The organism is Streptomyces sp. NPDC127190 (assembly GCF_042672505.1).
Classification (GTDB): Bacteria; Actinomycetota; Actinomycetes; order Streptomycetales; family Streptomycetaceae; genus Streptomyces.
Window position 1 is genome coordinate 7207 of sequence record NZ_JBHXVE010000023.1, and the last position, 22546, is coordinate 29752.

Annotated in this window: 14 protein-coding genes and 1 pseudogene; 7 read left to right on the forward strand and 8 right to left on the reverse strand. The window is 70.5% G+C overall.

Features of this window, described 5'->3' with window-relative positions:
• Nucleotides 1-123: 123 nt before the first annotated feature.
• The 5 genes and pseudogenes from ACFVIU_RS29190 to ACFVIU_RS29210 form a co-directional block, all read right to left on the reverse strand.
• Nucleotides 124-756 carry a potassium-transporting ATPase subunit C gene (locus ACFVIU_RS29190; protein WP_385846151.1) on the reverse strand — a complete coding sequence of 211 codons (633 nt, stop codon included), beginning with the start codon at nt 754-756 and terminating at the stop codon, nt 124-126.
• Between the two features lie 5 nt (nt 757-761).
• On the reverse strand, nt 762-2864 hold the full coding sequence (gene kdpB, locus ACFVIU_RS29195; protein WP_385846152.1) for a potassium-transporting ATPase subunit KdpB: 2103 nt from the start codon (nt 2862-2864) through the stop codon (nt 762-764).
• Nucleotides 2865-2905: 41 nt separating this feature from the next.
• Nucleotides 2906-4567 (reverse strand): annotated as a pseudogene (gene kdpA, locus ACFVIU_RS29200) (potassium-transporting ATPase subunit KdpA).
• 8 nt (nt 4568-4575) lie between these two features.
• Nucleotides 4576-4665: a K(+)-transporting ATPase subunit F gene (kdpF, locus tag ACFVIU_RS29205; RefSeq protein WP_037802756.1), complete on the reverse strand. Its 90-nt coding sequence runs from the start codon at nt 4663-4665 to the stop codon at nt 4576-4578.
• A gap of 246 nt (nt 4666-4911) precedes the next feature.
• Nucleotides 4912-6753 carry an APC family permease gene (locus ACFVIU_RS29210; RefSeq protein ID WP_385846154.1) on the reverse strand — a complete coding sequence of 614 codons (1842 nt, stop codon included), beginning with the start codon at nt 6751-6753 and terminating at the stop codon, nt 4912-4914.
• Nucleotides 6754-7058: 305 nt separating this feature from the next.
• Here ACFVIU_RS29210 and ACFVIU_RS29215 point away from each other — a divergent pair, with 305 nt between their 5' ends.
• Nucleotides 7059-9017: an amino acid transporter gene (locus ACFVIU_RS29215; protein WP_385846155.1), complete on the forward strand. Its 1959-nt coding sequence runs from the start codon at nt 7059-7061 to the stop codon at nt 9015-9017.
• A 111-nt stretch (nt 9018-9128) separates the two neighbouring features.
• Nucleotides 9129-9650 carry a hypothetical protein gene (locus ACFVIU_RS29220; RefSeq protein WP_385846156.1) on the forward strand — a complete coding sequence of 174 codons (522 nt, stop codon included), beginning with the start codon at nt 9129-9131 and terminating at the stop codon, nt 9648-9650.
• Nucleotides 9651-9766: 116 nt separating this feature from the next.
• Here the strand turns inward: ACFVIU_RS29220 and ACFVIU_RS29225 are convergent, their stop codons facing one another.
• Entirely contained in the window at nt 9767-10663 is an 897-nt protein-coding gene (locus ACFVIU_RS29225; RefSeq protein ID WP_385846158.1) for an NAD-dependent epimerase/dehydratase family protein, read from the reverse strand.
• A 155-nt stretch (nt 10664-10818) separates the two neighbouring features.
• Here ACFVIU_RS29225 and ACFVIU_RS29230 point away from each other — a divergent pair, with 155 nt between their 5' ends.
• Nucleotides 10819-11781 carry a GlxA family transcriptional regulator gene (locus ACFVIU_RS29230; RefSeq protein ID WP_385846159.1) on the forward strand — a complete coding sequence of 321 codons (963 nt, stop codon included), beginning with the start codon at nt 10819-10821 and terminating at the stop codon, nt 11779-11781.
• A 13-nt stretch (nt 11782-11794) separates the two neighbouring features.
• Here the strand turns inward: ACFVIU_RS29230 and ACFVIU_RS29235 are convergent, their stop codons facing one another.
• Complete coding sequence (locus ACFVIU_RS29235) at nt 11795-13714, reverse strand: alpha-L-fucosidase (RefSeq protein ID WP_385846161.1); 1920 nt, start codon at nt 13712-13714, stop codon at nt 11795-11797.
• A 486-nt stretch (nt 13715-14200) separates the two neighbouring features.
• Here ACFVIU_RS29235 and ACFVIU_RS29240 point away from each other — a divergent pair, with 486 nt between their 5' ends.
• The 4 genes from ACFVIU_RS29240 (at nt 14201) to ACFVIU_RS29255 (ending at nt 22244) form a co-directional block, all read left to right on the forward strand.
• Nucleotides 14201-14443: a hypothetical protein gene (locus ACFVIU_RS29240; protein WP_385846162.1), complete on the forward strand. Its 243-nt coding sequence runs from the start codon at nt 14201-14203 to the stop codon at nt 14441-14443.
• Complete coding sequence (locus ACFVIU_RS29245; RefSeq protein ID WP_385846163.1) at nt 14440-15375, forward strand: anti-sigma factor RsbA family regulatory protein; 936 nt, start codon at nt 14440-14442, stop codon at nt 15373-15375. Before ACFVIU_RS29240 ends, ACFVIU_RS29245 begins: the two co-directional genes overlap by 4 nt.
• A 373-nt stretch (nt 15376-15748) precedes the next feature.
• Complete coding sequence (locus tag ACFVIU_RS29250) at nt 15749-19750, forward strand: HAMP domain-containing protein (protein ID WP_385846164.1); 4002 nt, start codon at nt 15749-15751, stop codon at nt 19748-19750.
• Nucleotides 19751-19832: 82 nt separating this feature from the next.
• Entirely contained in the window at nt 19833-22244 is a 2412-nt protein-coding gene (locus ACFVIU_RS29255) for a SpoIIE family protein phosphatase (RefSeq protein ID WP_385846165.1), read from the forward strand.
• Between the two features lie 86 nt (nt 22245-22330).
• On the opposite strand, the gene ACFVIU_RS29260 is transcribed toward ACFVIU_RS29255, so the two are convergent.
• The gene (locus ACFVIU_RS29260; protein ID WP_385846166.1) at nt 22331-22501 is read right to left on the reverse strand and encodes a hydrophobic protein; all 171 of its coding nucleotides are present in this window, start codon (nt 22499-22501) and stop codon (nt 22331-22333) included.
• Between the last annotated feature and the right edge of the window lie 45 nt (nt 22502-22546).

Consider the following 22546-nt stretch of genomic DNA (forward strand, 5'->3'; position numbering starts at 1 on the left):
GTTAGTTGGGGGGGGTCGCCCACCCCCCGGCCCCGCGGGGTTGTGGGTGTGTGCTGCTCGTTACTGGCCGGGGTGCGGGCGCACCGGGGGGTGCCGACTCCCGTCGCGGATCGCGTAAGGCGGTCACTTCTTCGCCACAAGGTCCTTGAGCGCGATGTTCAGCTCCAGGACGTTCACCCGGGGCTCCCCCATGAAGCCCAGGGTCCGGCCCTCGGTGTGGTCCTCGACCAGCTTCTCCACCTGCGCGAGCGGCAGGTCGTTCTTCGCGGCGACGCGGTGGACCTGGAGTTCGGCGTAGGCCGGGGAGATGTCCGGGTCCAGGCCGGAGCCGGAGGAGGTCACCGCGTCCGCGGGTACCTCCGACGGCTTGACCGTGTAGCCGGGGACGGAGTTGTCCTTGACCACCTTGGCCTTGGCGTCGTCGATCTGCTTGCGGAGCACCTTGCTGTCCGCGGACAGGTTGGTGGCACCGGAGAGGATCAGCTTGTACCGCGTGTTGACACTGTTCGTGCCGAGGCCGTTCGCCGGGCGGGGCTGGAAGTACCTGAGGCCGTAGCCCTGTTGCCCGATCAGGGACGAGCCGACGACCTTGCCGTGCGCCGTGATCTCGGAGCCGTTCGCCTTGCCGGGGAACGCCGCCTGGGCGATGCCGGTGACGACCAGCGGGTAGACGACGCCGGTGACGAGGGTCAGCACCAGCAGCGCACGCAGACCCGCGCCCAGCAACCGGGCTGTGTTCACAAAGGAGTTGTTCATGTCCTTCACCCGATTCCGGGGATCAGAGAGATGAGCAGGTCGATGAGCTTGATGCCGATGAAGGGGGCGATCAGGCCGCCGATGCCGTAGATCCCCAGGTTGCGGCGGAGCATCCTGTCCGCGCTCATCGGCCGGTAGCGCACGCCCTTCAGGGACAGCGGCACCAGGGCGATGATGATCAGCGCGTTGAAGATGACGGCGGACAGGATCGCGGAGTTCGGGCTGGACAGCTGCATGATGTTCAGCTTGTCCAGGCCCGGGTAGACCGCCGCGAACAGCGCCGGGATGATCGCGAAGTACTTCGCGACGTCGTTGGCGATGGAGAACGTCGTCAACGCACCCCGGGTGATGAGGAGTTGCTTGCCGATCTCGACGATCTCGATCAGCTTGGTGGGGTCGGAGTCGAGGTCGACCATGTTGCCGGCCTCCTTGGCGGCCGACGTGCCGGTGTTCATGGCCACGCCGACGTCCGCCTGCGCGAGCGCCGGGGCGTCGTTGGTGCCGTCACCGGTCATCGCGACCAGCTTGCCGCCGGCCTGCTCCCGCCTGATCAGGGCCATCTTGTCCTCGGGGGTGGCCTCCGCGAGGAAGTCGTCGACGCCCGCCTCCTCGGCGATCGCCTTCGCGGTCAGCGGGTTGTCCCCCGTGATCATGACCGTCCTGATGCCCATGCGGCGCAGCTCATCGAACCGCACCCGCATGCCCTCCTTGACCACGTCCTTCAGGTGGATGACACCCAGGACCCGGGTGCCCTTGCCGTCCTGGACGGCGACCAGCAGCGGGGTGCCGCCGGCCTCGGAGATCCGGTCGGTCAGCGCCTGGGCGTCCTCGGCGACCGTGCCGCCCTGCTCCTCGACCCAGGCGATGACCGAGGCCGTGGCGCCCTTGCGGATCCTGCGGCCGTCGACGTCCACACCGGACATACGGGTCTGGGCGGTGAACTCGATCCACTCGGCGCCGGCCAGTTCGCCTTGGTGGCGCTCGCGCAGCCCGTACTTCTCCTTGGCCAGGACGACGACGGAACGGCCCTCGGGGGTCTCGTCCGAGAGGGAGGACAGCTGGGCGGCGTCGGCCACCTCCGCCTCCGTCGTCCCGCGCACCGGCACGAACTCCGCCGCCTGCCGGTTGCCGAGGGTGATCGTGCCGGTCTTGTCCAGCAGCAGGGTCGAGACATCACCGGCGGCCTCGACCGCACGCCCGGACATGGCCAGCACATTGCGCTGCACCAGCCGGTCCATGCCCGCGATGCCGATCGCGGAGAGCAGGGCGCCGATCGTGGTCGGGATCAGACAGACCAGCAGGGCCACCAGCACGACCATGCTCAGCTCGGCGTGCGCGAAGCCGGCGAACGGCGGCAGGGTGGCCACCGCCAGCAGGAACACGATGGTCAGCGAGGCCAGCAGGATGTTGAGGGCGATCTCGTTCGGCGTCTTCTGCCGGGCCGCGCCCTCGACCAGGTTGATCATCCGGTCGATGAACGTCTCACCGGGCTTCGTCGTGATCCTGATGACGATCCGGTCGGACAGGACCCGCGTACCGCCCGTGACCGCGGACCGGTCGCCGCCGGACTCGCGGATCACCGGGGCGGACTCACCGGTGATGGCCGACTCGTCCACCGAGGCGACGCCCTCGACGACGTCACCGTCGCCGGGGATGATGTCGCCGGCCTCGCAGACCACCAGGTCACCGATGGTCAGCGCGGTACCGGGAACCCGCTCCTCGGAGCCGTCCCGCAGCAGCCGGCGGGCCACGGTGTCCGTCTTGGCCTTGCGCAGCGTGTCCGCCTGCGCCTTGCCCCGGCCCTCGGCGACCGCCTCCGCGAGGTTGGCGAAGACCACCGTCAGCCACAGCCAGGCGCTGATCGTCCAGCCGAACCAGTCGGCCGGGTGCTGGAAGGAGAAGACGGTGGTCAGGACCGACCCGATCCACACCACGAACATCACGGGGGACTTGGCCATCACCCGCGGGTCGAGCTTGCGCAACGCGTCCGGCAGCGACGTGATCAGCGCCTTGGGATCGAACAGGCCGGAACCGACACGGCCCTCGGCCGGCTTGTGCCCGGTGGGGACGTCGCTGTGCGGCGCCCTGGTGGGAGTGGCTGTGGACATGGAGTCCTCTGGGTCCTCTGTCTTCTCTGTACGGGTGGTCATCACGCGAGCCCTTCCGCGAGCGGGCCCAGCGCGAGGGCCGGGAAGTACGTGAGACCGGTGATGATCAGGATCGCGCCCACCAACAGCCCGGTGAACAGCGGCTTCTCGGTGCGCAGGGTGCCTGCGGTGACCGGGACGGGCTGCTGCCCGGCGAGGGAGCCGGCCAGTGCCAGCACGAACACCATCGGCAGGAAGCGGCCCAGCAGCATCGCGAGCCCGGTCGTGGTGTTGAACCAGTCGGTGTTGGCGTTCAGCCCGGCGAAGGCCGAACCGTTGTTGTTCGACGCCGAGGTGAAGGCGTACAGCACCTCGGAGAAGCCGTGCGCACCGGAGTTGAGCATCGAGTGCGGCGGCGTCGGCAGCGCCATCGAGGCCGCCGTGAAGACCAGCACCAGCGCCGGGGTGACCAGGATGTAGGCGGCGGCCAGCTTCATCTCACGGGCGCCGATCTTCTTGCCCAGGTACTCCGGCGTACGACCCACCATCAGACCGGCGATGAACACCGCGATGATCGCCATGATCAGCATGCCGTACAGGCCGGAGCCGGTGCCGCCGGGCGCGATCTCGCCCAGCATCATGCCGAGCATCGCGATTCCGCCGCCCAGGCCGGTGAAGGACGAGTGGAAGGAGTCCACCGCACCGGTCGAGGTGAGCGTGGTCGAGGTCGCGAAGATCGACGACGAGCCGACACCGAAGCGTGTCTCCTTGCCCTCCATCGCACCGCCCGCCGCCTGGAGCGCGGCGCCGTGGTGGGCGAACTCGGTCCACATCATCAGGACGGTGAAGCCCAGCCAGATGGTGACCATGGTGGCGAGGATCGCGTACCCCTGCTTCACGTCGCCGACCAGCACGCCGAAGGTGCGGGTCAGCGAGAACGGGATCACCAGGATCAGGAAGATCTCGAACAGGTTCGTGAAGGGGGTCGGGTTCTCGAAGGGGTGGGCCGAGTTGGCGTTGAAGTAGCCACCGCCGTTGGTGCCCAGCTCCTTGATGGCCTCCTACGAGGCGACCGCGCCGCCGTTCCACTGCTGTGAGCCGCCCATGAACTGGCCGACCTCGTGGATGCCGGAGAAGTTCTGGATGGCACCGCACGCCACCAGCACGACGGCCGCGATCGCGGCACCCGGCAGCAGGATGCGCAACGTGCCACGGACCAGGTCGCTCCAGAAGTTGCCCAGTTCACCGGTGCGGGAGCGCGCGAAACCACGCACGAGCGCCACGGCGACGGCGATGCCGACGGCCGCCGAGACGAAGTTCTGCACCGCCAGACCGGCGGTCTGCACGACGTGCCCCATCGTCTGCTCGCCGTAGTACGACTGCCAGTTGGTGTTGGTCACGAACGAGACAGCCGTGTTGAACGACTGGGCCGGGTCGACCGAGGAGAAGCCCATCGAGCCGGGCAGCACGCCCTGGAGCCGCTGGAGCAGGTACAGGAAGAGGACGCCGGCGGCGGAGAAGGCCAGGACCCCGCGCAGGTAGGCGGGCCAGGCCATCTCGGCGTCGGGGTTGGCGCCGATGGCCCGGTAGATCCACCTCTCCACCCGCAGGTGCTTCTCCGAGGAGTAGACCTTGGCCATGTAGGTGCCAAGGGGGATGTAGGCGAGCGCCAGCGCGCCCATGAGGGCGAGCAGTTGGAGGAAGCCTGCGACTTCTGGACTCATGTCTGGCTTCAGAACCTCTCCGGGAAGACCAGGGCGAGGACGAGATAGCCCAGCAGGGCGACGGCCACGACCAGGCCGACGACGTTTTCGGCGGTCACAGCTTCGTCACCCCCCGGGCGACGAGAGCCACCAGCGCGAAGCCCGCGAGCACGGTGACGACGAAGGCCAGATCGGCCATCGTGAACTCCTGAAGAGGTTCGGGGGTGGAACAAGGACAATCAGAGGAAACCTCCTCCTGACCGGATCCGATCGCTCGTTGACGGCCCTCTTACGGCCTCGCCCCTGGCATTGACGGGACCCTTACGGCCGCCGATCCGAACCGGCCGGTGGCGGAGCTTTTCTCCTCAGAGCAGCCGGAAGCGCAGCCGGCAGATCACCGCGTCCGTCTCCCGCCGCACCGCGTGCGCCACGACCGCGCCACGCTGGTTCTGGAGCAGCCGCTGCCACAGTCGCCGCGGCTCGGTCTCCGGGATCAGCACGGTGACCCGGGTGCCGGGCTCGGCGGCGGCCACCTCACGGACGTACGCGGCGATGGGGCGGCCCACGCTGTGCCGTTCGGAGGACAGCCGTACCAGGGGGACGCCCGGGCCCCACGCCGTCCAGGCGCGCTCCAGCGCGTGCAGCCGGGCGCGGTCCTCGGGGTCCGGGTGGCCGACCGTGACGGCACGGACCTCGTCGCCGAGGGAGGTGGCAGCGGTCAGCGCCTCGGAGGTGAGTCGGGACAGCGAGGACACCGGCACGATCACCAGCGAACGCTCGCGGTGCGGGGGCTCGGGGACGCGGCCCAGGCCGAGTCGCTCGCCGATGCGGTCGTAGGCGCGGTGGACGGCCACGAAGGCGGCGATCAGCAGCGGCAGCGCCACCACGACCAGCCAGGAGCCGTCGGTGAACTTGCTCGCCGTGACGACGACCGCCGAGACCGCGGTGAGCAGCGCGCCCAAGCCGTTGAGCAGGGCCTTGCCTCGCCGGCCGGGGCCCTGTTCGAGCCGCCAGTGCCGGACCATGCCCGTCTGGGCGATGGTGAAGCCGACGAAGACACCGATGGCGAACATCGGCACCAGGGTGTTGGTGTCCCCGCCGGAGAAGACCAGCAGCACGGCGGAGACGACGGCGAGGGCCAGCACACCGTGCCGGTGCACCTGGCGGTCGGCCTTCAGGGCGAAGACGTGCGGCACGTAGTTGTCCCGGGCCAGCAGCTTCAGCAGCACCGGCAGCCCGCCGAAGGAGGTGTTGGCGGACAGGGCCAGCAGGGTCATCGTCGCGAACTGGATGACGTAGAAGGCCCAGTTGTGGCCGAGCGCGGCGTCCGCCAGCTGGGCGAGGACCGTCACGCCCTCGACCGGCTGGAGGTGGAAGCGGCCGATCAGCACCGCCAGACCGATCAGCATCAGACCGAGTGCGGCACCGAGCGCGATCTCCGCCCGCTGGGCCCGCCGGACGCGCGGGCGGCGGAAGGAGGGGACGGCGTTGGCGATCGCCTCGACTCCGGTGAGGGCGGAGCACCCGGAGGCGAACGCCTTCAGCAGGAGCAGGACGCCGACACCGGTCGCGTGGTCGGCAACGGCCGGGGCGTGTCCGGCCGTTTCCGCCGTACTGACCGGCTCGGAGCGGAACAGACCGACGCCGATCAGCACGAAGACCGCACCCACGAAGACGATCGTCGGCACGATGAACGCCTTCGCCGACTCCGCGACACCCCGCAGGTTCACCAGCGTGATCAGCCCGAGCACGGCCAGGCACAGCCACAGCCGGTCGCCGTACAGCGCCGGGAAGGCGGACGTCAGCGCGGCCACCCCCGCCGTGACCGCCACGGCGACATTGAGGACGTAGTCCAGGATCAGCGAGGCCGCCGCCACCAGGCTGGTCCGCGGCCCCAGATGCGTCTTCGCGACCGCATAGGAACCACCGCCGTCCGGGAAGGCCGCGATCACCTGCCGGTACGACGCCACCAGCACCGCCAGCAGGGCGGCGACGGCCAGCGTCACCGGCAGCGTGAAGCCGAGTCCGTGCCCGCCCGCGGCGGCGAGCACCAGCACGATGGCCTCCGGGCCGTAGGCCACGGACGCCAGCGCGTCCAGTGACAGCGCGGCAAGCCCGGTGACGGCGGTGAGCCGGTGGCGCTCCCCGGTATCCGGGGGCTCCTCGCCGGCGGGAACGGCATCCGGCTCGGTGGTCAGGACGGTCATGGGTGCGGTACTCCTTCGGTGAAAACCGCGCAGCTACGTCGAGATGTGCGCGGTGCCCTCAGGTTCTGACCGTTTCCGACAGGCTTCGACGCTTCATTGCGGCTTCTTCGCGCCAATCGGCGCGATCTTGACGGGACTTTGACGCTCAGGAGGCGCAGCACACGACAGGCTCGGCCTTAACGCGGTCTTGATGCGTCAAGCGCACATACAGGTGGGCCCCCACGTCACTCCGTGCTTAGGCTGGTGCCGCCGTCCGCGTGATGGCCGGAACCCCACGCTGAGCCGCACATCAGGAGAGCACGTCCATGGCCACCACCGAACACCCTCCCAGTACGACCCGCCTGCGGACCTGGATGCTGGAGGGGCTGTCCGACATGGGCAAGGCGGGGGGCCACACCGGCCCGCACGCCGAGCCCGAGCCCCCGCACCAGGGCCAGCGCTGGTACCGGGTGATGTGTCTGACCGGTGTCGACTACTTCTCCACCCTCGGCTACCAGCCCGGCATCGCCGCCCTGGCGGCCGGGCTGCTCTCCCCCATAGCCACCCTTGTCCTCGTCGTCGTCACCCTCGCGGGCGCTCTCCCCGTGTACCGCAGGGTGGCCGAGGAGAGTCCGCACGGCGAGGGCTCCATCGCCATGCTGGAGCGGCTGCTGTCCTTCTGGCAGGGCAAGCTCTTCGTCCTGGCGCTGCTGGGCTTCGCCGCCACCGACTTCCTGATCACCATCACTCTTTCGGCGGCCGACGCCTCCACCCACCTCATCGAGAACCCGCACCTGACCCATGTGCTGCACGGCCGGCAGATGGTGATCACCCTGCTGCTGGTGGCTCTGCTGGGGGCGGTGTTCCTCAAGGGCTTCCTGGAGGCGATCGGCGTCGCCGTCGCCCTGGTGGTGGTCTATCTCGGTCTGAACGCCGTCGTCGTGGTCGTCGGCTTCTGGCACGTCCTGACCGCCGGACACCTGGTCACCGACTGGACCAGCGCCCTGACCGCCCAGCACGGCAACGTCTTCGCCATGATCGGCGTGTCGCTGCTGGTCTTCCCCAAGCTCGCCCTGGGCCTGTCCGGCTTCGAGACCGGCGTCGCCGTCATGCCCCACGTCCAGGGCGACCCGGACGACACCGAGGACAAGCCGACCGGACGGATCCGGGACACCAAGAAGCTGCTCACGGCCGCCGCGCTGATCATGAGCGTCTTCCTGATCACCACCAGCTTCATCACCACGGTGCTGATCCCGGCGAACGAGTTCAAGACGGGCGGCCAGGCCAACGGCCGCGCCCTCGCCTACCTCGCCCACGAGTACCTGGGCAACGCCTTCGGCACGGTCTACGACCTCTCCACGATCGCCATCCTGTGGTTCGCCGGCGCGTCCGCGATGGCCGGCCTGCTCAACCTCATGCCGCGCTACCTGCCCCGCTACGGCATGGCCCCGCACTGGGCCCGCGCCGTGCGCCCGATGGTGATCGTCTTCACCCTGGTCGCCTTCCTGGTGACCTGGATCTTCGACGCCGACGTCGACGCGCAGGGCGGCGCCTACGCCACCGGCGTGCTGGTCCTGATGTCCTCCGCCGCGATCGCGGTGACCATCGCCGCCCGCAGGGCCGGCCAGCGCGGCTGGACCATCGGCTTCGCCGTCGTCTCGGCCGTCCTGCTCTACGTCACCGTGGCGAACGTCGTCGAGCGCCCGGACGGTGTGAAGATCGGTGCCTGCTTCATCGTCGGCATCATCCTCATCTCCCTGGCGTCCCGGCTGGCCCGCGCCTTCGAGCTGCGTGTCACGCACGTGGAGCTGGACGACATGGCGGAACGATTCATCCGCGACATGTCCAGTCGCAAGATCCGGTTCATCGCCAACGAGCCCGGTGCGCGGGACAAGGCCGAGTACCGCGACAAGGTCGAGCAGATCCGTGCCGACAACGACATGCCCGAACAGGAGGACTTCGTCTTCGTCGAGGTCACGGTCACCGACCCGTCCGAGTTCGAGGCCGGCCTGACCGTACGGGGCGAGGTCCTGCACGGCCGCTACCGTGTGCTGACGGTGGAGTCCTCCTCCATCCCCAACGCCCTCGCCGCGCTCCTCCTGCACGTCCGGGACATGACGGGCTGCACCCCGCACATGTACTTCGAGTGGACCGAGGGCAACCCCTTCACCAACTTCCTGCGCTTCTTCCTCTTCGGCCAGGGCGAGGTCGCCCCGGTCACCCGCGAGGTCCTGCGCGAGGCCGAACCGGACCGCGACAGGCGCCCTCGCGTCCACACCGGCTGAGGACCGGCTCCGCCCGGGGGCGTCAGGACGGCGTCAGGATTCGCGCGTACGGCGCCAGGATCGCGTAAGCACCGGTCGCCGAAGGCCGTAGGGCCGCCTAGCGTCAGCCTCATGCGACAGAGCGGACCGCCAGCAGGCACGGCCGGCGACCGCCACTGGCGTGGCAGCGCCCGGCTCGCGGTGGGCTGCGCCCTGCTGTTCTGCGCCCTGAGCCTCCTGGTCGACTGGGACGCGGGAAGCCTGACGCCGCCGCGCGCCCTGCTCTGGGTCACTCTGTCGGCCGCGGTGGGCGCCGTCCTGTTCCCCCCGCGGGTGAGCGCGGGACCCGGCTGGCTCGCGGTCCGCACCCCCTGGGGCCGGCACCTGGTCCGCACGGACGCGCTGACGACCGTACGGCAGTACGACGGCGTCTCCTCGCACCTGGTCCTGCGAGACGTCCAGGGCCACCGCCTGGAACTCGACCCCCGCGTCCTCTCCGCGAATCCGCTCCTGTGGCACGAACTCGACACCGGCGTCCGTCGCTCCCTGGAACGCGGCACGCTGCGCCACGGAGCGGATGTCCTGGAGCGGCTGGGGCACCGTATCGACGACGAAACGGTGCAGGCGGTGCTCCGGGCCTCGGGGCTGTCCTGACTTCCCGGGCCACGGCAGCATGATGGACGCCGTACGCCGTGAATCGACACCGGCACCCGTAGCCGAGGGACAGAGGGCGGGACCGGGCCGGGAGCCCCGGCCCGCCCGCCATGGCATCAGGCCGCCAGTGCTTCGCGGAGGCTGGAGGGCTTGAGCCCGAACGTGTCGCGGACATCGCTGTCGTCGACGACGAACGGACGCTCGGACATGTAGCTCATCTCGGCGAACTCCCGCCACAGCGGGTCGGTGAAGGACAGCAGCGCCAAGTCCCGTTCGGTGAGCGGCTCCAACCGCGGCTCGGGTGCTCCGTGGAGTTCGGCGAGGTGGGTCGCAGCCCGACGCAGGGTCGTGGTGATGACCGGGGCGTGCCAGGGCCGTCCCCAGGAGCGGTCGTCACCGCTGACCGCCACCAGCGCCGCGGCGACGTCCTCGGTGTACGAAAACGAATGCGCCGCATCGGGGTTGCCATGGACGAGAGCCAGTTCACCTTCACGGACCCGGGGCGCCACCAGCAGCGTGAACGCCGAGACCGCGCCCGGGCCCAGGTACTGGCCGGCTCGCACTTCAGTGACCCGCAGCCGCCCTGCGTCGTGGGCGTCCTTGGCCTGCCGCCACAGCTCGGCCCTCACCCGGCCCTTCCGGGTGTTCGGGACCATCGGGGTGCGCTCGGTGACCGGCCCGGTGGTCCGCTGATAGCCGTAGTGGTTGCCGAGCATCACGTAGTCGGCCCCGGCCCGCTCGGTCGCGGCGAGAATCGAGGCGAACAACGGCGGCATGGTCTCCGGCCAGGTCTGGTAGGCGGTCATGGCGGCGTTGAAGACCGTGGTCGCTCCGGCCATGGCCTCGGCCAGCTCGTCCGTGCGGCCCGCGTCCAGGGCGATCCGTTCGATGCCGGGGTGGTCGGGACCACTGCCGCTGCGGGTGATGAGGCGGACCCGCCTGCCGCTGTCGGCCAGTTGCCTGGCGGTCGCGACGCCGGTCGCGCCTGCCCCGATGACGACTGATCCACCCATGATCTTGTCTCCGTTCACCTTCAAAAGCGGAACGTTCCCCGAAGCGGGGAACCTGGTTCGTGGTTCGCGGAGGGCCCGTCCGCACGCCCCACTCTGTCGTGCGGCCGCGGGGTAGGGTGAGTGGCCTGATAGCCACGAGGTCCAAGGATCCAGCCATGCATCGTGTCGCCGTCCTGGCCGTCCCGGCGGTCAAGCCCTTCGACCTGTCCATGCCGTCGACGCTGCTGGGCGCCGCCACGCTGGGCGGACACCCCTGCTATGAGGTGACGGTGTGCACCGCTGTGCCGGGTACGGTCACCGCTTCCGGTGGTATCGATGTGGTGATCCGGCACGGGCTCGAGGCGGTAGCGGCGGCGGACACGGTGATCGTTCCCTCGACCGCCAGCCGGCACGACGCCGAACCGGCCGCGCTGGACGCCCTGCGGGAGGCGGCCGCCGCGGGCAAGCGCGTCGCCTCGATCTGCAGCGGCGCCTTCGTCCTCGCCCAGGCCGGGCTCCTCGACGGCCGCGTCGCCACCACCCACTGGGCTCTCGCCCAGGAACTGCAACGCGCCTTCCCTGCCGTGCGCGTGGACGCCGACCGGCTGTTCGCCGAGGACGGGCAGGTCGTCACCGGAGCGGGCTCGGCCGCCGGGATCGACCTGTGTCTGCATCTGATCAACCGCGACTACGGCGCGGCCACGGCCAACGCGGCGGCTCGTGCCGCCGTCGTCACCCCGGTCCGCCACGGCGGGCAGGCGCAGTTCGTACAGACTCCGCTGCCGGCCGAGACGGACTCCTCCTTGGACGCGGCTCGCGCCTGGGCGCTCCAGCACCTCGACCGGCCGATCTCTCTGCACGAGCTGGCCGGTCAGGCCAAGGTCAGTGTGCGAACCCTGACCCGCCGGTTCACCGCCGAGACCGGTGTGACCCCGTTCCAATGGCTGCTCCAGCAGCGGCTGCTGCGGGCCCGCGAGCTGCTGGAGACCACCGATCTCACCGTCGACCATGTCGCCCGCCGCAGCGGCCTCGGCTCCGGCGAGTCACTCCGCCAGCATCTGAGCCGCCAGATCGGCATGACCCCGGCCGCCTACCGGAGCGCCTTCACCCACCGCCCGAGTGTGAAAACCGGTCGGTGACCATGCCGCGCCGTCACCCGCCGGGGTTCCCCGGGGCCGCGGAGAAGGGCCGGTCGTAGACCTCCAGTGTGCGGATGGACGCCCATGCCCCGGCGGGCAGCCCGGTGACCGTGACGCGTACGTACCGTGCCCGGGCCCGGAACATGGCCACGTGGACCTGAGCGGTGCCGGTGCCAGCCGTGTTGTCGACCAGCGTCGTCCACGTCCGGCCGTCGACGGAGCCCTCGATCCGGTACCGGTAGTCCGTCCCGTCGCGTTCCCAGGCGATGCGGCTGCCGGTGAGCGGGCGGGGCGAGCCGAGGTCCACCGTGAGCCAGTGGCCGGTGCGGCCGTCGTTCGCGCACCACCGGGTCGAGGTGGACCCGTCGATCGCCCGTGCCGCGGTGTTGCCCTTCGAGGACTCCTCGCTGTCGGCCGTCGCGGTCCGGCCGAGGGCGATGTCGGCCGGCTCCACGGACCGGTCCAGGGTGACCCCGACGACGCTGTCCTCGGGGTGGCCGGTGCGGTCGATGCCGGTGATCGTGACCCGGGCGCCGTCGACCGAGTGGGCGAGGTCGGCACCGGAGCGCACATCGAAGACCCGCACGACCCTGGCATCGCCCACCGCCGGTGTGGTGAAGGACGTGCCGTCGTAGCCGGGCAGCAAGTGTACGTAGAAGGTGTCGTCACGGTAGGTGAAGCCGTACTGGCCGTCGACCGGGTTCCACGGGCCGCCGCGGGTCCCGTAGACCGCCTGGCCGCAGGACGCCATGAAGGCGCCGATCCGCCGCAGCAGGCCGGCCTGCGCCTCGGACACCGTGCCGTGCCGGTCCGGGCCGACGTTGACCATCGCGGTCATGTTCCGCACCCAGCAGTTGACCAGGATGTCCATGGCGGTGTCGTACCGCATGACGGTGGCGTCGGCGTTGTAACCCCAGCTGCCGTCGACGGTGAACACCTTCTCGACGAGCCGGCCGGTGCGGATCGCCCCGCTGGGGACCGAAGGCCCCTCGTCGCTGGCGTAGTCGCCCATCCAGCCGGACCGCGAGGTGGCCACGATATGGGGCTGGTGCCTGCGCACCATGCCCATCAGCCCCAGAGGCCTGCCGTCGCCGTCGGTCTCGCCGTAGGCGGCGTCCACCGGCCACTCGTTGGCGGGGTCGCGGAAGCGGCCGGGCTCCCAGAAGAAGGCGGCGTCCGCGTCACTGCCTTGCTCCGCCAGCCAGCCGCCGTCCCACCACAGGTCGTCGATGGGGCCGTAGCGGGTGACCAGCTCCTTGACCGACTGGTACACCTCGGTCTTCAGGACCCGCGCGTTCTCCTTGTGCGCAGGATCGGTGGTGTAGTGCCAGGGGTTCGGCGCGCAGTTCGTGCCGTGGACGTCGTAGTAGCCGGGATAGCGCCAGTTGATCGGCGAGTAGTAGAGGCCCACCTTCAGTCCGGCCGCCCGTACCGCCGCGACGTAGTCCTTGACGAAGTCGCGGTGCAGCGGCGCCTGACCGGAGTTCCAGCTGTTGGGATGGTTCAGCGGCCACAGCGCGAAACCGTCGTGGTGGCGGGTGGTCAGGGTCACGTACCGCGCGCCGAAGTCCTTGGCCAGTTGCGCCCAGGCCGCCGGGTCGTAGGCGTCCGCGGTGAACTGCTCGTCGGTGGCGTCCGTGAGGTACTTCCGGTAGTCCGCCGGTGTGACCGGGGCGGCGTGCATCCACCACTCGCCCTTGGCCGGTCCCGCGTACACGCCCCAGTGGACGAACATGCCCAGCTTGGCGTCCTGGAGCCACTGGATCGCGGCGTCCGGCTGCTGCTCGATGCCCAGGTCGGTCTGCGGGATCCGCAGCGGTGGCAGGGGCAGCGGCGCGTCCGTCGCGGCGTACGCGGGTGCCGCCGGGACGGAACCGGCCGCGGCGGCCGCCGTCGTGACCGCCAGGGCGGCGAGGACCGATCTGCGTGACATGGAGTGCGGCAACGGGGGTTCCTCCTGCTCCGTCGTTCCCTCCCGAGACATCGGATGAATTAAGGGGCGCGCATGCAGCGATTGTCGAGACGTGCGGCAAAGATTCCTGCCACGGCCCGGGATTTGGCCGACGAACGCCGCCGCTTCGAAGCCATTACATGGGATGTATGCCGGAGCGGTGGCCCATCACCACTGGGCCCGGCGGGTTACGGTGAACTCGCCCGCTCGGGGTACCCGCATCCGTGGTCGGGGCAGGACACAGCCCGCCGGATTGCCGGTTCGCGTCGCACCCTGATAGATGGACAGCGGTGGTACTGAGCCGGGTACACCACCGTCGAGGGGCGATTCCGGCAGAGTGAGGGGAAGAGCGTGGATGTCCCACTCGATTCGGAGGGACACTGGGCCACGCCGTCGAACGGCGGTGCCTGGCTGGAAGTGCGTCCGCTGTCGGAACGCCCAGGCGTGTGTGCGAAAGGCGAGGTCGGCGTGAGTACCCGGGCGGTGTGGCAGGAGGCCCTCGGCCGGCTGTCACGGCGGAGCGAGAGCTGCCTGTACGTCGAGATGTCCCAGCTGACGTTCATCGACGTGGCCGGGGTGACGGATCTGGCGTTGGCCGCACGGTCGCTGAGCGGGGACCGTCTGTTCGTCCTCGAGCAACCACCGCCCCAGGTACCGCGCATTCTCGACCTGTTCTGGTCCGGCCTGAGCGGGATCGAGGTGACCGCATGACCGGCACCGCCCCCAGCCCCCGGGACTTCGTGCATCCGGCGCTGTTCTACAGCGGGGAGCAGCAGTATGTGGCAGGTACGGTCCCCTTCGTTCTCGAGGGGCTGGGCAGGGAGGAGCCGGTTGCGGTCGCCGCGCCGCCGGACCGGCTCAAGCTGATCAGGGACCAGCTCGGTGACCAGGCCAGTCGGGTTCACTTCGTGGACATGACGCAGGCGGGCCGGAACCCGGGGCGGATCATCCCCGGCGTGCTGCGCCGGTTCGCCGATGCCCATACCGGTGGACGGGTCCGCATCATCGGTGAGCCGATCTGGCCCGGTCGCAGCGCGGTGGAGTATCCCGCGTGTGTGCAGCACGAGGCGCTGATCAACGAGGCGTTCACCGGGCGCGCCGTCACGATCCTGTGTCCGTACGACGTCGACGGGCTCGACCAGGAGGTGCTGGAGGACGCGTGGGCCACCCACCCGGTGGTGGTCGCCGAGGGGAGTGAGACGGCCTCCGCCGCGTACAGTCCCGAGGCGGTCGTCGCCCGGTACAACCAGGCTCTGCCCGTGCCGCCCGCCGCCCGGGCGACGCGCTTCGAGGGCAGTGGCCACCTGCCGGTGGTGCGTGAGTTCGCCGTACGGCAGGGCGAGCGGCTGGGGCTCGACGGGACACGGTTGCAGGATTTCCAGCTGGCGGTGGCGGAGCTGACCACCAACAGCGTCGTGCACGGCGCGGGCGGCGGCACGCTGCGGATCTGGGCGGAGGACGAGCAGGTCGTCTGCGAGGTTCAGGACGCGGGCCGGCTCACCGACCCATTGGCCGGCCGGCGTCCCGCGGCACCCGAACGGCCCGGCGGCCGGGGCCTGCTCCTCGTCAACCACGTCGCCGACCTCGTGCGTATCCACACCGGCGAGGCGGGCACCACGATCCGCTTCTACATCGGCCGCTGACCGTTGCCGCTCCGTCGGCCTCGGGACAGCGGCGCTTGTATTCGAACAGCCGGCTCCGCCGTACCTCGCGGGCTTGATCCGACGCCCTCACCCCAGCCCCGCGATCCTGGCGGACATCGAGAGGGGAAACCAGATCACGTACCCCGTGATTCCGATGTCATGCATGGCTCTTCATGGCGGATCCCTTCCCAGGTGGGCGGCGAGGGGACGCTTTGTTCGGCGGGTGCCGAGTGGGTTAGCCTGCGACGTCTTTTCTCCTCGCCCCAGGCCGTTGAGGTGAGGAAATGCAGAGCGTTTTCGGACCCACCGCGGGCCGCCGCGGTGTTCGAGTCTTCAGCGCTGAGGGCTCCAGGGGAGTGGGACGAGGGTGCGCATGACCAGCGACAGGACCGAGCTCATCGACGCCGGGCCGGGTGACGAGGAGCTCAGACAGCTCCTGGCGGGGCTGACTGCCGTACGGGACGGTGACTTCGGCACACGTCTGCCGGAGGACGCCGACGGCCTCATGGGCGATATCGCGACCGTGTTCAACGGCATGGTCGACCAGCTGTCCGTGTTCACCTCCGAGGTGACGCGCGTAGCCCGGGAGGTCGGCACCGAGGGGACCCTCGGCGGACAGGCCGAGGTGCCCGGGGTCTCCGGGACCTGGGCCGACCTGACCGACTCGGTCAACGCCATGGCCGGGAACCTGACCACCCAGGTCCGGGACATCGCCCAGGTCGCCACGGCCGTGGCCAAGGGCGACCTGTCGCAGAAGATCGACGTGCCCGCACGCGGCGAGATCCTCCAGCTGAAGGAAACCGTCAACACGATGGTGGACCAGCTGTCCGCCTTCGCCGACGAGGTCACCCGCGTCGCCCGCGAGGTCGGTACCGAAGGACGCCTCGGCGGCCAGGCCAAGGTACCCGGGGTCGCGGGGGTGTGGCGGGACCTCACCGACTCGGTCAACTTCATGGCGGGCAACCTGACCAACCAGGTCCGCAATGTCGCCCAGGTGACCACGGCGGTGGCGAAGGGCGACCTGTCGCAGAAGATCACCGTCGACGCCCGCGGCGAGATCCTCGAACTCAAGAACACCATCAACACGATGGTCGACCAGCTCTCCGCCTTCGCCGACGAGGTCACCCGCGTCGCGCGTGAAGTCGGCACCGAAGGACGCCTCGGCGGCCAGGCCGACGTCAAGGGCGTGTCGGGCACATGGAAGGCCCTCACCGACAACGTGAACGTGATGGCGTCGAACCTGACCGGCCAGGTGCGTTCCATCGCCCAGGTCGCCACGGCCGTCGCGCGGGGCGACCTGTCCCGCAAGATCACGGTCGCGGCCGAGGGCGAGGTCGCCGCACTGGCCGATGTGATCAACACGATGGTCGACACCCTGTCCGCGTTCGCCGACGAGGTCACCCGCGTCGCGCGTGAAGTCGGCACCGAAGGACGCCTCGGCGGCCAGGCGCATGTGCCGAACGTGGCCGGCACCTGGAAGGACCTCACCGACAACGTCAACTCCATGGCGAACAACCTGACCGGTCAGGTGCGCAACATCGCTCTGGTGACGACCGCCGTGGCCCGGGGCGACCTGTCGAAGAAGATCGACGTGGACGCCCGCGGCGAGATCCTGGAGCTGAAGACGACCATCAACACGATGGTGGACCAGCTCTCCGCCTTCGCCGACGAGGTCACCCGCGTCGCCCGCGAGGTCGGCACCGAAGGACGCCTCGGCGGCCAGGCCGAGGTGGAGGGCGTCTCGGGCACCTGGAAGCGGCTCACGGAGAACGTCAACGAGCTGGCCGGCAACCTGACCCGCCAGGTCCGGGCGATCGGCGCCGTGGCCAGCGCGGTGGCCGAGGGCGACCTGACCCGCTCGATCACGGTGGAGGCCTCCGGCGAGGTCGCCGAGCTCAAGGACAACATCAACTCCATGGTGGAGTCGCTGCGCGAGACCACCCGGGCCAACCAGGAGCAGGACTGGCTCAAGACCAACCTGGCGCGCATCGCCGGCCTCATGCAGGGCCACCGGGACCTGCCCGTGGTCGCCGAGCTGATCATGGACGAGCTGACGCCGCTGGTGTCGGCCCAGTACGGGGCCTTCTACCTCGCCGAGGACGGTGAGCACGGCCCGCAGCTGCGCCTCGTCGGCTCCTACGGCAGGCCCGACGACGACGAGCGGCCCACCCGGTTCTCCTTCGGCCACTCGCTGGTCGGCCAGGCCGCGCGCAGCCGCCGTACCATCACCGTCGACGAGCTGCCGCACGGCTACGTGACCATCTCCTCCGGGCTCGGCCAGGCGGTGCCGACCGCGCTGATCCTGCTGCCGATCCTCTTCGAGGACCAGGTCCTCGGCGTCATCGAGCTGGCGTCGGTCACCTCCTTCACCCCCATCCACCGGGACTTCCTGGAACAGCTCCGCGAGACGCTCGGCGTCAACGTCAACACGATCGTGGCCAACGCCCGCACCGACGAGCTGCTGGAGGAGTCGCAGCGGCTGACCGCCGAACTCCAGGCGCGCTCGGCCGAGTTGCAGTCCCAGCAGGAGGAGTTGCAGCGCTCCAACGCCGAACTGGAGGACAAGGCCTCCCTGCTGGCGGCGCAGAACCGCGACATCGAGGCGAAGAACCTCCAGATCGAGCAGGCCCGGCAGGAACTCGAGGCCCGCGCCCAGCAGTTGTCGCTGGCCTCGAAGTACAAGTCGGAGTTCCTGGCCAACATGAGCCACGAGCTGCGCACCCCGCTCAACAGCCTGCTCATCCTCGCCCAGCTGCTCGCCCAGAACCCCTCGCGCAACCTCACCCCGAAGCAGGTCGAGTACGCGGGGATCATCCACTCCGCGGGCAGCGACCTGCTCCAGCTGATCAACGACATCCTGGACCTGTCGAAGGTCGAGGCGGGCAAGATGGACGTCACCCCGGAGCGGGTGCCGCTGCGCCGGCTCATCGAGTACGTCGAGGCCACCTTCCGCCCGATGACGGCCCAGAAGGGGCTGGAGTTCGCGGTCACCACCGCGGCGGGCGCCCCCGCCGACCTGCTCACCGACGACTCCCGGCTGCGGCAGGTGCTGCGCAACCTGCTGTCCAACGCGGTGAAGTTCACCGAGCAGGGCGGCGTCGAGCTGGCCATCGAGCCCGCCACGGACGACGAGGTGCCGCAGGGCGTCGTGCGCGGCGGTGCCGTCGTGGCGTTCCGGGTGCGGGACACCGGCATCGGCATCCCGGAGCAGCACCTTGAGTCGATCTTCGGGGCGTTCCAGCAGGCGGACGGCACCACGAGCCGCAAGTACGGCGGAACCGGCCTCGGACTGTCCATCACCCGGGAGATCGCGCATCTGCTCGGCGGTGCCGTGGCGGTGGACAGCGCGCCCGGCCGGGGCAGCACCTTCACGCTGTACCTGCCGGTGGCCCGGCCGGACTTCGAAGAGCTGCTCGGCGCCGGCCGGCCCGCCCCGAAGGAACCGGCCGAGCTCGCGGCGGCCGCCACCGCGGGCCGCACCACCGCCGGGCCGCGGCCTGGCGTCGCCCAGCAGCCGCCGCGCCGACTCCTGGTGGTGGAGGAGCGGTCGCGCGGGCTGCTCACCCTGGTCGCCGAGAGCGTGGTCGCGGACGTGGCCCGGCACGCCCCGGACGACGGCTCCCCGCTGCCGGCGGTGGACGTCATCACCGCCGTCGGAGCGCAGGAGGCGGCGGGCGCACTGGCCACCGACTCCTGCCACTGTGTCGTACTGGACCTGGACATGCCCGACGGCGAGGCGAGCCGGTTCCTCCAGGCCCTGGAAGGCGACTCGGGGCTGGCGAACGTGCCGGTGCTCGTGCACAGCAGCCACCGGCCGGAGGCGGCACGGGCCGAAGCGCTGCGCTCCCACCGCGACGACGGGTCCCTGGAGTTCCTGTCCAGCCTGGACGAGCTGCGCGAACGCATCGCCCTGCACCTGGCCGCCGAGGCACCCGGGGAGGTGCTCTCCCTGGTCCGGATCGAGGACCCGCAGGACCTCGCACCCCCGGTGGACGACAGCTTCCAGGGCAGTACGGTCCTGGTCGTCGACGACGACGCACGCAACCTGTTCGCACTCAGCGGGATCCTGGAGATGTACGGCTTCCGGGTGCTGCACGCGGAGAACGGCCGCAAGGGCATCGACACGCTGCTCGCCCACCCCGAGATCGCGCTCGTGCTGATGGACGTGATGATGCCGGAGATGGACGGCTACACGGCCACGGCCGAGATCCGCAAGCTGCCGCAGTACGCCGAGCTGCCGATCATCGCCGTCACCGCCAAGGCGATGCCCGGCGACCGGGAGAAGTCCCTGGCCTCCGGCGCCAGCGACTACGTCACCAAGCCCGTCGACACCCGCGACCTCATCGCCTGCGTCCGACGCTGGCTGTCCACGTGAGCGCGCCGGTGCCACCCGCCCGCAGGTCGGGCACCGCCCGGCGCGGCGGGAGCCGCGACCGGGCGTCGTTCAGCCGAGGAGCATGCACATCGTGAACACGCCCGAGCAGCAACGTGAGTCGGACGGCATCGAGCTGCGCGCCGACCCGCCGGACCTCACGGGCGTCTCCCCCACCTCCCCCGTCGGCAGGCTGGCCGCCACGGTGGAACGGCTGCGCCACGAGGTCCGTACCGCGCATGCGGAGGCCGAGGGCCGGGCGCTGATCGAGCTGGCCAAGGGCATCCTGGTCGAGCGGCTGGGCTGCGGTCCGGCGCAGGCCGCCCGGCAGCTCGCGGAGCTGACCGAGCAGGCCAAGGTGACGCCGCTGGAGTTCGCGGTGGACGTCATCAACCAGGCCGCCCGCGACCGGGTGTCGGAGATCGCGGACGCCTTTCTGAGCACGGCCGCCGAGACGCCCGCGCGCCAGGACACCGCCCTGCGGCTGCGGGCGGCGGAGAGCGGCGCGCTGGCCGCGGACGACACTCAGGACGTAGCCAACGCTCTGCTGGAGCATGCCCTGCGCCCGCTCGGCGCGGTCGCCGTCGCCGTGTGGAGCGCGGGCGCGGACGGCTCGCTCACCCTCGGCGGAAGCGCCGGCTTCTCCCCCGCCGAGGCCCTCCGGTGGCGTTACGTTCCTCCGGAGGTGGCGACCGTGGCGCGCCGGGGACTGACCGAGCGCACCGGTCAGTGGTTCGAGTCGCTCGCCGGCATCGGGCTGCCCACCATCGGCCGGCACATGTATCCGGACGGCGGCCGGGTCGCGGTGCCCGCCGGCACGGGGGGCCGCATCCACGGTGTCCTGGAGATCGCCTGGCCGGGGCCGCTGGAGCCGCAGCCGCCGCAGATCGTCCGGCAGGTGGAAGCCCTGGCCGAGCTGTGCGCGCACACGTTGGAGACATCCATACTGCGCGAGGGCGTCGGCCAGGAACCACGGCTCCTGCCGGACGCCGTCGAGCTCATGGACCTGGCCGACGGGCTCCACGACCCCGCTCTGGTGCTGGTGCCGCACCTCGACGACTCCGGCCAGCTGGTGGACTTCCGCATCCAGCACGTCAACAGCCGTTTCCTGGACCCGGCCGGCCGGCCGCGCGCGGTGGTCAGCGGAGCGCTGTTGCTGGAGGCGTTCCCCATGGCCGCCGGGAAGAGCGAGCTGTTCCAGCGGGTCGAGCGGGTCTACGCCACCGGGGAGCCGTTCCGCGGCCGCCGGATGCATCTGACCGCGCTCGTCGACCAGGTGCCGCTGTCGGTGGTCGCGGACCTCAGCATCAGCCGCCACGGCAGCAGCGTGCTGCTGATCTGGCGTATCGAGGACGAGACGGCGCGGCTGGCGAGCCTGCTCCAGCACGCCCAACGCCTGGGCCGTATCGGGGGCTTCGAGGAGAACCTGCTCACCGGCGAGATCACCTGGAACGACCAGCTGTTCCACCTCTACGGCCGGTCCCCGGCGAGCAAGCCCGTACCGCTGGAGGAGCTGCCCGCGCACGCGCACCCGGACGACGCGGTGGCCCTCGGCCGGTTCCTGCGCACGCTGCTGCACCGGCGCCGGCCGGCCTCCGCGGCCTTCCGGCTCCAGCGCCCCGACGGTGTGACCCGGCACATCCGGGTGGTCGCCGAGCCGGCCCTGGACACCGACGGCCGGCTGTCCGTCGTGCGGGGCGCCTACCAGGACATCTCCGCCCAGCACTGGACGGAGGTGGCGCTCGCCGCGACCCGGGACCAGCTCGCCCACACCGAGCAGCAGGCGACGGAACGCAACCGTCTGACCCTTCAGTTGCAGCACGCCATCATGCCTCCCGCGCAGGCGCCCCTGACGGTGCCCGGTCTGGAGGTCGCGGTGCGCTACCGGCCGGCGGAGACCGAGCATCTGGTGGGCGGCGACTGGTACGACGCCGTGATGCTGCCGTCCGGGCTGGTGCTGCTGTGCGTGGGTGATGTCGCGGGCCACGGCATCGAGGCCGCCACCAGCATGGTCGTGCTGCGCAACGCGTTGCGTGGCCTCGCCGTGACGGGTGCCGGGCCGGGTCAGCTGCTGTCCTGGCTGAACATCGTGGCGCACCACTTGACCGGAGGGGTCACCGCCACCGCGGTGTGTGCCCTGTACGACCCGGACCGGCGCGTGCTGCGCTGGGCGCGGGCGGGCCACCTCCCGCCCGTGCTGGTCCGCGGCCGGGAGGCGGCCCCGCTGCCACTGGTCCAGGGCCTGCTGCTCGGCGCGGTGCCCGAAGCCGACTACGAGGAAGCCGAGCTGCCGGTCGAGCCGGAGGACATGCTGCTGATGTACACCGACGGGCTCATCGAGCGCCGGGACCGGTCCGTGGAGGAGTCCCTGACCCACCTGCTGACCACGGCCCGTACCGCGCCGAAGAGCCTCGACCAGCAGCTCGACCGGCTGCTGACCTACAGCAGGTCGGACACGGACGACGACACCTGTGTCGTCGGTATCCGCGTGGCATAGCCGCGACGCGGGTCACCAGGCATGCGCGCAGGGCCCGGCCGTCCAAGCGGCCGGGCCCTGCGAACGCGCTGTCCAGGGTGGTCGGATCACCATCGGTACCAGCGGCCGCGGCCGCCGCCGGCGCTGGTGGAGCGCATGACGAAGCCGAGGAGCCACAGCACCAGGACGGCGACGGCGACCCACCAGAGAACCTTGATGGCGAAGCCGGCACCGAAAAGGACCAGCGCGAGAAGAAGAACCAGCAGCAGGGGAACCATATGTATCAACCTCCTGCCGCCCGTGTGCCCTGCAATGTGGCCCGC

Coding starts and splice junctions, on each gene's coding strand:
- ACFVIU_RS29190 (WP_385846151.1), bottom strand. CDS start 756: ATGAACAACTCCTTTGTGAACACAGCCCGGTTGCTGGGCGCGGGTCTG.
- kdpB (WP_385846152.1), bottom strand. CDS start 2,864: ATGTCCACAGCCACTCCCACCAGGGCGCCGCACAGCGACGTCCCCACC.
- ACFVIU_RS29210 (WP_385846154.1), bottom strand. CDS start 6,753: ATGACCGTCCTGACCACCGAGCCGGATGCCGTTCCCGCCGGCGAGGAG.
- ACFVIU_RS29215 (WP_385846155.1), top strand. CDS start 7,059: ATGGCCACCACCGAACACCCTCCCAGTACGACCCGCCTGCGGACCTGG.
- ACFVIU_RS29220 (WP_385846156.1), top strand. CDS start 9,129: ATGCGACAGAGCGGACCGCCAGCAGGCACGGCCGGCGACCGCCACTGG.
- ACFVIU_RS29225 (WP_385846158.1), bottom strand. CDS start 10,663: ATGGGTGGATCAGTCGTCATCGGGGCAGGCGCGACCGGCGTCGCGACC.
- ACFVIU_RS29230 (WP_385846159.1), top strand. CDS start 10,819: ATGCATCGTGTCGCCGTCCTGGCCGTCCCGGCGGTCAAGCCCTTCGAC.
- ACFVIU_RS29235 (WP_385846161.1), bottom strand. CDS start 13,714: ATGTCACGCAGATCGGTCCTCGCCGCCCTGGCGGTCACGACGGCGGCC.
- ACFVIU_RS29245 (WP_385846163.1), top strand. CDS start 14,440: ATGACCGGCACCGCCCCCAGCCCCCGGGACTTCGTGCATCCGGCGCTG.
- ACFVIU_RS29250 (WP_385846164.1), top strand. CDS start 15,749: ATGACCAGCGACAGGACCGAGCTCATCGACGCCGGGCCGGGTGACGAG.
- ACFVIU_RS29255 (WP_385846165.1), top strand. CDS start 19,833: ATGCACATCGTGAACACGCCCGAGCAGCAACGTGAGTCGGACGGCATC.
- ACFVIU_RS29260 (WP_385846166.1), bottom strand. CDS start 22,501: ATGGTTCCCCTGCTGCTGGTTCTTCTTCTCGCGCTGGTCCTTTTCGGT.